This window comes from Rhodococcus sp. IEGM1339, assembly GCF_050321925.1.
In the GTDB taxonomy this organism is placed as follows: Bacteria; Actinomycetota; Actinomycetes; order Mycobacteriales; family Mycobacteriaceae; genus Rhodococcus; species Rhodococcus pyridinivorans.
In genome coordinates this window covers 1-10,049 of record NZ_JBNQFT010000044.1, presented here as the reverse complement: position 1 = coordinate 10,049, position 10,049 = coordinate 1, and the positions used below count along the sequence as shown (strand labels likewise).

11 protein-coding genes are annotated in these 10,049 nt (G+C 69.2%); 6 read left to right on the top strand and 5 right to left on the bottom strand.

Features of this window, described 5'->3' with window-relative positions; translation table 11 throughout:
* Window positions 1–95: 95 nt before the first annotated feature.
* The 3 genes from ACQR3U_RS23065 to ACQR3U_RS23055 all read right to left on the bottom strand — a co-directional run bounded on the left by ACQR3U_RS23065 (window position 96) and on the right by ACQR3U_RS23055 (window position 2,093).
* A complete protein-coding gene (locus ACQR3U_RS23065) occupies window positions 96–476 on the bottom strand; it encodes a transposase family protein (RefSeq protein WP_230811568.1) in 381 nt (126 codons plus the stop codon).
* 83 nt (window positions 477–559) lie between these two features.
* A complete protein-coding gene (locus tag ACQR3U_RS23060) occupies window positions 560–1,216 on the bottom strand; it encodes a tellurite resistance/C4-dicarboxylate transporter family protein (RefSeq protein WP_019289860.1) in 657 nt (218 codons plus the stop codon).
* A gap of 10 nt (window positions 1,217–1,226) precedes the next feature.
* Window positions 1,227–2,093 (bottom strand): Fpg/Nei family DNA glycosylase, encoded by an 867-nt coding sequence (locus ACQR3U_RS23055; protein WP_230811569.1) that lies wholly within the window; start codon window positions 2,091–2,093, stop codon window positions 1,227–1,229.
* A gap of 73 nt (window positions 2,094–2,166) precedes the next feature.
* Between ACQR3U_RS23055 and ACQR3U_RS23050 the strand changes: the two genes are divergently transcribed.
* Genes ACQR3U_RS23050 through ACQR3U_RS23040 form a run of 3 tightly spaced genes read left to right on the top strand, consistent with a single transcriptional unit; the run spans window position 2,167 to window position 3,814 of the window.
* Window positions 2,167–2,967: a thymidylate synthase gene (locus tag ACQR3U_RS23050; protein WP_006551555.1), complete on the top strand. Its 801-nt coding sequence runs from the start codon at window positions 2,167–2,169 to the stop codon at window positions 2,965–2,967.
* Entirely contained in the window at window positions 2,967–3,452 is a 486-nt protein-coding gene (locus tag ACQR3U_RS23045; protein WP_006551554.1) for a dihydrofolate reductase, read from the top strand. The genes ACQR3U_RS23050 and ACQR3U_RS23045 overlap by 1 nt, the downstream gene beginning before the upstream one ends.
* A 35-nt stretch (window positions 3,453–3,487) precedes the next feature.
* On the top strand, window positions 3,488–3,814 hold the full coding sequence (locus tag ACQR3U_RS23040; RefSeq protein WP_230811570.1) for a cupin domain-containing protein: 327 nt from the start codon (window positions 3,488–3,490) through the stop codon (window positions 3,812–3,814).
* A gap of 59 nt (window positions 3,815–3,873) precedes the next feature.
* On the opposite strand, the gene ACQR3U_RS23035 is transcribed toward ACQR3U_RS23040, so the two are convergent.
* Both ACQR3U_RS23035 and ACQR3U_RS23030 read right to left on the bottom strand, forming a co-directional pair.
* Window positions 3,874–5,400, bottom strand: coding sequence for a carboxylesterase/lipase family protein (locus tag ACQR3U_RS23035; RefSeq protein ID WP_230811571.1), 1,527 nt, complete (start codon window positions 5,398–5,400; stop codon window positions 3,874–3,876).
* A 57-nt stretch (window positions 5,401–5,457) separates the two neighbouring features.
* Window positions 5,458–6,681, bottom strand: a complete 1,224-nt coding sequence (locus ACQR3U_RS23030) for a hypothetical protein (protein ID WP_230811572.1) — start codon at window positions 6,679–6,681, stop codon at window positions 5,458–5,460.
* Window positions 6,682–6,740: 59 nt separating this feature from the next.
* Here ACQR3U_RS23030 and ACQR3U_RS23025 point away from each other — a divergent pair, with 59 nt between their 5' ends.
* The 3 genes from ACQR3U_RS23025 to ACQR3U_RS23015 all read left to right on the top strand — a co-directional run bounded on the left by ACQR3U_RS23025 (window position 6,741) and on the right by ACQR3U_RS23015 (window position 9,919).
* Window positions 6,741–7,403 (top strand): TetR/AcrR family transcriptional regulator, encoded by a 663-nt coding sequence (locus ACQR3U_RS23025; protein ID WP_230811573.1) that lies wholly within the window; start codon window positions 6,741–6,743, stop codon window positions 7,401–7,403.
* Window positions 7,404–7,407: 4 nt separating this feature from the next.
* A complete protein-coding gene (locus ACQR3U_RS23020; RefSeq protein WP_019289855.1) occupies window positions 7,408–9,030 on the top strand; it encodes an acyl-CoA dehydrogenase family protein in 1,623 nt (540 codons plus the stop codon).
* A 97-nt stretch (window positions 9,031–9,127) separates the two neighbouring features.
* Complete coding sequence (locus ACQR3U_RS23015; protein ID WP_230811574.1) at window positions 9,128–9,919, top strand: FAD:protein FMN transferase; 792 nt, start codon at window positions 9,128–9,130, stop codon at window positions 9,917–9,919.
* Window positions 9,920–10,049: the final 130 nt, after the last annotated feature.

Here is a 10,049-nt window from a genome sequence, read left to right as displayed (position 1 = left end):
CAACCGTTCGTTTGGAAGGCCACCGCCGAGTCGATCATCGAGAAGGCCCGTCGCGGACGCGAAGCCCTTAACCAGATCAAATCGCAGACAGACCACTAGCGACCGTCGCTGACGGCGCGGTTGCCCGACGCGATCGCCGAACCGATCTTCTCTCGTAGCCGGGTCGTGAGCCGCGACCGTGCCGGCGCAGCGCGGGACTGCTGCGTGAATGTCGCTGTCCCACAGGCCGGTTCGCGGCACACCAAGCGCCGTTTGAGCCACCACAGATCGGTTCTTTGGCCGGAGGCAGGCAAGTCCTTGACTCGAACCAGTGGCCGCTCCTTGATCCTTGAGGTGAGCACCCCGCACTCGGGGCAGGCGCCCTCCGGGTCGATGACCTCGATGACGACACGCACCGTGTCGGCATCGATTCGTTCGAGCTGCGGGACGGTGAACTCGTCCTCCAGCCCGAGCAGCACTGACGTACCCTCGTTCATGCTCGTGGTCTCGCTGTTGTCGCGTTGTGAGAGACCAACAGCATGTCGGGGCCACGAGCCCCATCAACTACCGGGCACCCCGCTCAAGCGCGAAGAGCCCAGTAAGGGGCGGTCAGGTCGGTGGGTCGCAACGGGTACTCCAACATCCGAACCGCGGCGAAGACGCCGGCCGCCGCGTACAGGAACAGCCCGACGCCCCAGGTGAACACCGCGAGGGCGGCGAGGAGCCGGTCCAGTTCGCGGTAGACCGGTTGGAGCGTGGCCGCGGCGATGGCCACCGACTCGCTGGCGACGACCCAGATGAACCACGTTCCGTTCGCCTTCGCGAGGACGGGACGCTCCGCCGTGCCGAGCACGGCGGTCCACGGGACGACATATCCGAGCACCAGCCACGTCGCCGCCGCGCCCACGAGTAGTACGGCCGCGGTGGAATGCCAGCCGTCCATCATCAGGCGTACGCCGAGCACGTTGCTGCCCGCGACGAAGGTGAAGAAGCCGAACGCCCGTCCGGAATCGGCGAGATCGGCGCGGACCTCGTCGCGGAACGCGAAGAACCGCCACACCGACAGCGCCACCAGCGTCGCGTATCCGATCGCGGACACGATCAGCAGCACGGCCGATGCGAGGTGGAAACCGCGGAGGTGGAGTCCGGTGGACACGATTCCGCCGGCCATGACGAAGGCGAAGTAACCCGGCGCGAGGATGCGGACTTCTTCGCGGAGACGGGAAGGGGCCTGCACTGCGTGCCCGCTACTTCAGCAGGCGGGACATCCGCCGGTCGGCGAGGACCTTCCCTCCGGTCTGGCAGGTCGGGCAGTACTGGAACGAACGGTCGGTGTAGGAGACCTCGCGGACGGTGTCGCCGCACACCGGGCACGGCTCACCGGTGCGGCCGTGCACGCGCAGCCCCGACCGTTTCTCGCCCTTGAGGCGCGCCGCGTCCTGCCCGACCGAGCGCGTGACGGCATCGGTCAGCACCGACCGCATCGCCCCGTACAGCGCGGTCACCTCGTCGTCGGTCAGCCGTCCGGCGGTCGCGAACGGTGACTGCTGCGCGACGTGCAGGATCTCGTCGGAGTAGGCGTTGCCGATGCCCGCGAGAATCTTCTGGTCGATCAGCAACGTCTTGAGGCGCGAGGTGCTGTCGTTCAGGAGCTCGGCGAACTCGTCGCGGGTGAGGGCGAGCGCGTCGGGGCCGAGGCGGGCGATGCCGGGCACCTGCTGCGGATCGTCGACAATCCAGACCGCGAGGCGCTTCTTCGTGCCGGCCTCGGTGAGATCGAAGGCCGGTGTCGTCGCGTCGGGGGCGAACAGGTGCACGCGGAGGGCGAGCGGACCGCGACCGAGTTTCGGGGGAGTCTGCGACGGTTCGTCGAGCCAGCGCAACCAGCCGCCGCGCGACAGGTGCGTGATCAGGTGCAGCCCCGAGCAGTCGATCGCGAGGAACTTGCCGAAGCGCACCGCTCCGGTGATGTCGCGTCCCTGCAGCGCCGTGATCGGCGGGTCGGCCGTCTGCAGCACGTTCAGCGCCGCGACGTCGATGCGTCCGATGACGCTGCCGACCGCGTGCTCGCGCAGGAACACCGCAAGTGCTTCCACCTCGGGGAGCTCGGGCATGGGAACAGGCTACGGTCGCCGGGCCGTTCGCGGGTGGCGACGGACACCTTCGACCCACCGATAGACTGCGCTCGTGACTGTGTCGACGCCCTACGAAGACCTGATGCGCCTGATCCTCGAGACCGGCGCGGAGAAGGCCGACCGTACCGGAACCGGCACGCGGAGCCTGTTCGGCCATCAGATGCGCTTCGATCTGTCCGAGGGCTTCCCGCTGATCACCACGAAGAAGGTGCACCTGAAGTCCATCGTCTACGAGTTGCTGTGGTTCCTGCGCGGCGACTCCAACGTCAAGTGGCTGCAGGAGCACGGCGTGACGATCTGGGACGAGTGGGCCGCACCCGACGGCGATCTCGGCCCGGTCTACGGCGTGCAGTGGCGCTCGTGGCCGACCCCCGACGGGCAGCACATCGACCAGATCGGCCAGGTGATCGAGACCCTGCGCACCAACCCCGATTCGCGGCGCATCCTCGTCTCGGCGTGGAACGTGGCCGAGCTCGACAAGATGGCGCTCATGCCGTGCCACGCCTTCTTCCAGTTCTACGTGGCCGACGGCAAGCTCAGCTGCCAGCTCTACCAGCGCAGCGCCGACATGTTCCTCGGCGTGCCGTTCAACATCGCCAGCTACGCGCTGCTCACCCACATGGTCGCGCAGCAGACCGGACTCGAGCCGGGAGAGTTCATCTGGACCGGCGGCGACTGCCACATCTACTCGAACCACATCGAGCAGGTCACGGAGCAGCTCACCCGCGATCCGTATCCCTACCCGACGCTGAAGCTGCACCCGCGCGACTCGATCTTCGACTACCGCTACGAGGACGTCGAGGTCGTCGGCTACCGGCACCACCCGGCGATCAAGGCGCCGGTGGCCGTCTGATGGGAGATGTCACCCTCGTCTGGGCTCAGGCACGTGGTGGTGTGATCGGCCGGGAGAACACCATCCCGTGGCACATCCCCGAGGACATGGCGTTCTTCAAGGACGCCACGATGGGCAAGCCGGTGATCATGGGCCGGCTCACCTGGGACTCGCTCCCGGTCGGATTCCGGCCGCTGCCGGGACGCCGGAACATCGTCGTCACCCGAAACGTCGAGTGGTCGGCCGAGGACGCCGAGACCGCGATGAGCCTCGAGGACGCACTGACACTCGCCCGTGAGGACGAGGTCGTCGTCATGGGTGGGGGCCAGATCTACGCGCAGGCGATGCCGTTCGCGACTCGGCTGCTCGTGACCGAGGTCGACCTCGACGTCGCAGGAGATGCGACCGCACCTCCGATCGGGCCCGAGTGGGTGGCGGATCCCGGAGAATGGCTGACGTCCACCAAGGGAATCAGGTTCCGCTGGATCCGGTACGCCCGAAGCTGAGTTCTCGCGGCGGCATCTGAGCGATACTGCGGTACATGGACAAGCTCTCCTTGACCGCCACGGCACGGCAGCAGCTCAAACTCGCAGCGACGTCCAGCAGCGGACGCAGCTCCCAGACGGTTTTCGGTGGGCATACCAAGCACCTGCGGCAGACCGTCGTCGCGTTGCTCGCCGGCCACGAACTCGGCGAGCACGACAGCCCCGGCGAGGCGACCCTGCAGGTGCTGTCGGGTCAGCTCCAGCTCGTCGCCGGCAACGACGTGTGGAAGGGTTCGGCGGGCGACATGATCATCATCCCGCCGGTCCGGCACAGCGTCAGCGCCATCGAGGACGTCGCCTTCCTGCTCACCGTCGCCAAGTAGCAGTCGCTCACTGCACGCGCCGAGTAGCGACGCTCATTGCGCGCGTCGAGAAGCGGCGCTTACTGAACAGGTACCGGAGCGGCGTACCCGCGGTAGCCCTCCCACGCGAGGCGGCGCTCGCGACGCGGATCGTGCTCGATGCGCGTGACCTCGTCGAAAATCACTGTCGCGCGGTCCTTCTCGTCGTAGGGTGGCCACGACGGCAGTGGTTTACCGTGCCGGGCCACGTTCAGCCACTGGCGCTGCATCGCCCCGGCGGCCGTCCGCAGGCCGCGTCGCCCACCGAGTGCCGTGAGCGCCCGGCCGAGCGGTTCGTCGGTCTGGTCGAAGACCGCGAGCAACTCCACCGCGTGCGTCGCGTCGAAGCCCGTCCAGCGCAGCACTCGCGGCGCGAGATCGAAGCGGTACATGAAAGTCGGCGCGAAACGCGAATGTGCCTGCGCGAACTGCACGGACGGATACCAGAAGGTGAGGTCGCCGCCGAGATCGATCGCGGCACGCTCGTCCGGATATCCCGGATAGATCCCCGTGATGCGATCCTTCGCCTCGGGATCGGTCGCGGCGAACAGTGCGTCGATCCGCCGAGGGTTCGTCGGCAGCGCGTCGAGGAACTTCGGGAACAGTGCACCTTCGCGGTCGTTCGTCCCGAGCACGAGCGGAACGGGATGCGCCGCGCCCGTCTCGTACGCCTCGAGCGGTTGGAGCGGAACGAAATCGCCGTCGACGACCGGGCCGAAGGGATGCAGACCGGGAGTCGCGCGCAGTACCTGCGCCCCGAGGCGCGATCCCACCCGCCCGAGTTCGACGGGGGAGGTGTCGAGCAGCGCCTGCGCGGCGGTATCCGGATCGGCACCGAGCAGTTCGACGAACTTCCGGCCCCATTCGGCCGAGCGGTCGGAGGTGACGACGAGATTCGGCGCCGGGCTCTGTGCGATCGCGGCGGAGAACAGCCCGCGCGCGGCGGGTGTCGCGAGCAGGGTCGTCACCGAGGTGCCGCCGGCGGACTCGCCGAAGATCGTCACGTTGTCGGGGTCGCCGCCGAAGGCCGCGATGTTGCGCTGGACCCATTCGAGCGCCGCCACCTGGTCGCGCAGACCGAGATTGGAATCGAATCGGACCGAATCGGTGGAGAAGGACCCGAAGTCGAGATAGCCGAGCGCTCCGAGGCGGTAGTTGATCGACACGTAGACTACGTCGCCGCGTCGGACCAGCGACTCGCCGCCGTAGACCGACAGGGCACTCGTGCCGAGGGTGAAGGCGCCGCCGTGGATGAACACCATGACCGGTCGCGGCGCATGGACCCGACCGGCGGGGGCGAGCACGTTGAGGGTCAGGCAGTCCTCGTCGGGACGCACTCGCACCCCGCGACGACCGGTCTCGGCGTAGCGCGGACGCTGCGGGGCGGCATTTCCGAACTGCGTCGCATCGCGCACTCCCGTCCAGGGCTCGACCGGTTGCGGCGCCCGCAGCCGCAGCGGGCCCACCGGGGGAGCGGCGTAGGGAATGCCGCGCCAGGCGAGGAGGCCGCCGAGCCGGGTGCCGCGGACGGTTCCGTCGGCGAATGTGACGTGGGTCTCGGGCGTCATGCTCCGCACTGTACGTGACGGGGCGTCACGGTAGCCGCCGTGTCCACCGTCTCGACGTCACCAGAAGTGGGGCTCGAGGCCTCGGCCCGCGAGCTCTGCCCGTACGTAGGTGCGCAGCGTGGCGGTGTCGGGGAAGCGCTCCTCGTCGAGGGCGACGAACGCGAGTGTGTACCGCTCGTCGGTGTGGCAGGCGTAGACCGACAGGCGGGTCGTGGTGCGGGCCGGCCGGGTGTCGAGTCCCGGGTGCATAGCGCGCATCGCGATCCCGGTGGTGCGGTACGGGCCCAGCGTGGTGAGCTCGCGGGGCACCGCACCGATGTTGGAACACAACAGGTCCCGCTCACCGGCACCGCGCGCGACGCGGGCGGCGATCCGGTCGGGGAGGAGTTGCAGGATCTCGGCCGGCATGTTGTGCGGCGCGCCCTCCCGCGGCTGCGAATAGGCGTGCGCGGCGCGGGCGCGGATGGAGGCGAGCGTGTCGCCGTCGTCGACGGTGATCCCCACCATCGACACGCCGTTGGAGACGGTTCCCTCCTTCCGGTCGTCGACCGGAACGGAGATGCGCACGGGGAACGGGATGCGGGCGCGCCGGGCGACACCGGCGGACACGGCGAGCAGCAGGGCGTTCGGGCTGCCGTCCTCCGCGGCCGCGACGGCCTTCCACTGCGCCGCGTCGACGTCGACGAGCGCGGTGCGCGGTCGCGAGTGCACCGTCTGCGGCGCGGGCGGTTTCTCCGTGCGAGGTGTGTACTTCACGCGGCGCAGCCCGCTGCCGACCTTCCGGAACAACTGCATCGCATCGCGTAGGTCGGATTGGCGACCGGGGTCGGGTTGTCGCGGCCGGTCGGCGAGCGCGTCGGCGACCGCGCGGACGAATCCCCGCGCGTCGGTCAGGACGTGCGAGCTCACGATCGACAGTGCGGTGCCGCCGCTCGTGAGTCGGGTCGCGGCGACCGCCCAGCCGGGACCGAGCTCGGGATCGACGTCCACGTTCGCGTGCTCGTCGGCCCAGGCGAGGAGCTCGTCGTCGGGGATGGGGGTCGCGGGATAGCGCAGTGGATGGACGTGCGTGTTGGGTTCGAAGCGGGGGCGTGCACCGGGAACCCGGGGACGGACCACACGGCGACCGAGCGGGCCTTCGGACAGCACGTCGTGCAGGGACAGCAACAGGGTCGCGTCCACGGTCTCGTCGGTGCGCCACAGACCCTGCATCACCGACGGCAGGCCGGTTCCTTTGTGGCGGTGGAGGAACATCTCGTCCACGACGCTCAGGCGATTCACAATCCCGACCGTAGCGCCGACCGTTGACCGAAGCACTGAACCGAGGTTCAATCCTTGGTGTGGCGTACCGGCGGACACCCGCAGTACAGGAGCGACTCGACGCGCAGCGCGAGGCGATCGCCGCTGCCGCCGTGGGATTGTTGAGCGAGCGCGGCTACAGCGGACTGTCAGTCTCAGCGGTCGCCGAACGGGCCGGCGTCGCCACCGGCAGCGTCTACCGGCACTACGTCGACAAGTCCGATCTCATGGTGCGGATCTTCCGGGAACTGTGCGAGCGGGAGGTCGAGGCCGTGACGTCCGCGGCCGCAACCGGATCCGGTGCCGACCGGGTGACCGCGGTGGTCGACACCTTCTCCCGCCGTGCGCTGCGCAATCCCACCCTCGCCTACGCCCTGCTCGCCGAACCGGTCGACGCCGCGGTCGACGCCGAACGACTCGTGTTGCGCCGCGCCTTCGCAGCGGCCTTCGCGAACGCCGTGCGCCACGGCGTCGAGACCGGTGAATTCCCCGAACAGGACGTCGAGCTCACCGCCGCGGCGCTCGTCGGGGCTGTCGGTGAGGTGCTCACCGGTCGCCTCCCCGGCGCGGCCGACGGTCGCCTTCGAGACAGTGCGGCCGACGGTCGACTTCGAGACAGCGCGGCCGGATCCACCGTCCCCGACCTCGTCGTCCTCGTACTGCGAGCGGCGGGGCATCTGCCTTCCGGAACGACTCAGGAGTGAAGCCGTGAATTTCCCCGCCACCCACGAAGTGTTCAACCAGGTACCGGACCTCGAGCCCTACGGGGCCGCCGACGACCCCGCCCTCCTCGAGGGACTTCGCCGCGAAGGGGCGAGTTGGGCCGAGGACGAGGTCCGCGAACTCGGCGCCCTCGCCGGCACCGCCCGTGCCCAGGACTGGGGGCGGCTCGCCAACGAGTATCCGCCCGTGCTGCACACCCACGACCGCTACGGCCACCGCGTCGACGAGGTCGAGTTCCATCCGCACTGGCACGACCTGATGACCGTCGCCGTCGAGAACGGCCTGCACGCGGCACCCTGGCGCGACCCGCGTCCCGGCGCGCACGTTGCCCGTGCCGCGAAGTTCTACGTGTGGGGGCATACCGATGCCGGGCACATGTGCCCGATCTCGATGACCTACGCCGCGATCCCGGCGCTGCGCCACAACGCCGAACTCGCCGAGCGCTACGAGCCGCTGCTGGCCGCGCCGCACTACGACTTCGGGCTGCGCGAACCCTCCACGAAACGTGGCCTGATCGCCGGGATGTCGATGACCGAGAAGCAGGGCGGTTCCGACGTCCGCGCCAACACCACCACCGCGACCCCCAACGCCGACGGTTCGTACACGATCGTCGGGCACAAGTGGTTCACGTCCGCGCCGATGTCCGACCTGTTCCTCACGCTCGCGCAGACGGAGCACGGACCGTCGTGCTTCCTGCTCCCGCGCGTCCTGCCCGACGGCACCCGCAACGCCATCCGCATCCAGCGGCTGAAGGACAAGCTCGGCAACAAGTCGAACGCCTCCTCCGAGATCGAGTACGAGAACGCGATCGGCTGGCTCGTCGGCCCGGAAGGTCGCGGCATCAACACCATCATCGAGATGGTGAACATGACGCGACTCGACTGTGTCATCGGCTCGGCCGTGAACATGCGGATCGCGACGTTGCGCGCGGTTCACCATGCCCGTCACCGGAAGGCGTTCGGCGCGTTGCTCGTCGACCAGCCGCTCATGCGCAACGTCCTCTCCGATCTCGTCGTCGAGTCCGATGCCGCGACGACGATGATGATGCGTCTGGCCGGGGCCACCGACCGCGCCGCCGGGGACGAGCAGGAGGCCGCCCTGCGCCGCATCGCGCTGGCCGTCACCAAGTACTGGGTGTGCAAGCGGGCACCCGCGGTCGCCGCCGAAGCCCTCGAATGCCTCGGCGGCAACGGCTACGCCGAGGAATCGGGCATGCCGCGGCTCTATCGCGAGTCGCCGCTCATGTCGATCTGGGAAGGATCCGGCAACGTCGCGGCACTCGACGCGCTGCGTGCAATGGCGCGGCAACCCGACACCGTCGAGGCGTTCTTCACCGAGGTCAGGCTTGCGGAAGGTGCCGATCCGCGGCTCGATTCGGCCATCGCCCGGATCGGCAAGGAACTCGCCGACCTCGAGGACGCCGAGTACCGGGCACGGCGGGTCGTGGAGCTCATGGCCCTGGCCCTGCAGGGCGCGCAGCTCGTCCGGCACGGACATCCCGCCGTCGCGGAGGCGTTCTGCCGCAGTCGGCTCGACGACGACTGGGGCATCGCGATGGGCACACTGCCGACCGGCGTGGACACCGCCGCGATCCTCGACCGGGTCTGACGAGGGCGGGTCCGATCCTGCGGCACTGTCACCCGTCTCAGGTCGAGGGCATACTGGAATACGTCCTGCGAGGAATCGACTACGGGTGGAGCCCGTCATGATCGGCAGCAACGAATGGTGGGAGTGGGGTCGGCAGATCGCACTCGCGGTGACCGAGCCGCATGCACTGCACCGTGCCCGCATGATCGTGCGCGGCGTCGTCGCCGAATCCGAGGCGGTGAGCGACAGCCGCCGGGGGGACGCCGAGATCCACTCCGTCAACCTCGCGCAGGGCACTCCGGTCACGATGAGCCCCCGACTGGCATCGATGGTGCGGTCGGCGCTGTGGGCGGCCCGCATGACGGGCGGGACCATCACCCCGGTCGACTCCGACGACGCCTCCGTCGATGCCGGAGCCATCCCGCCGATCCATCCCATCCCCACCTACCGCGACGTGCAGATCGACGGAGACATCGTGCTCGCTCCTTTCGGGGTGAGTCTCGAACTCGGCGCGACGGCCGTGGCCGACACCGTCGACTACTCCGCGGTGCTCGTCGCAAATCTGCTCGAATGCGGGGCGCTCGTGCGCATCGGCGACGTGATGGCCACCGCTGGGCACGCGCCTGCCGGGGGATGGCAGGTGCCGCTCCCGGACCGGGGCTCGGTCGAACTGCCGGCCGGATCGGCGATGGCGTCGCACACCAGCGACGTCGCCGACCCCGAGCGGTGGCGTCTCGTCAGCGTCATCGCTCCCGACGCGGTGTGGGCTCATGCGGCCGCGGCGACGGCGTTGCAGCGGGGGATCGGAGCCCTGTCGTGGCTCGAACAGTACGACCTGCCGGCGCGTCTCGTCGACACGCACGGACGGGTCCGGACCACCACGGCCTGGTCCGATCCGAAGGCTGCTTGATCTCTCGAGCAGGATGCGATCAGGCTCCGTCGCGCAGGGTGCGGTAGACCTCGATCAGGTGGTCGGTGGACGCGTCGCCGGTCTCGGGGATCTCGTCGCCGGCGAGCACCGTCTGCAGGGCGGTGGCCTG

Bases quoted from the DNA above. Each gene is read 5' to 3' on its own strand.
- ACQR3U_RS23065 (WP_230811568.1), bottom strand. From the start codon at position 476: ATGAACGAGGGTACGTCAGTGCTGCTCGGGCTGGAGGACGAGTTCACC.
- ACQR3U_RS23055 (WP_230811569.1), bottom strand. From the start codon at position 2,093: ATGCCCGAGCTCCCCGAGGTGGAAGCACTTGCGGTGTTCCTGCGCGAG.
- ACQR3U_RS23045 (WP_006551554.1), top strand. From the start codon at position 2,967: ATGGGAGATGTCACCCTCGTCTGGGCTCAGGCACGTGGTGGTGTGATC.
- ACQR3U_RS23040 (WP_230811570.1), top strand. From the start codon at position 3,488: ATGGACAAGCTCTCCTTGACCGCCACGGCACGGCAGCAGCTCAAACTC.
- ACQR3U_RS23035 (WP_230811571.1), bottom strand. From the start codon at position 5,400: ATGACGCCCGAGACCCACGTCACATTCGCCGACGGAACCGTCCGCGGC.
- ACQR3U_RS23015 (WP_230811574.1), top strand. From the start codon at position 9,128: ATGATCGGCAGCAACGAATGGTGGGAGTGGGGTCGGCAGATCGCACTC.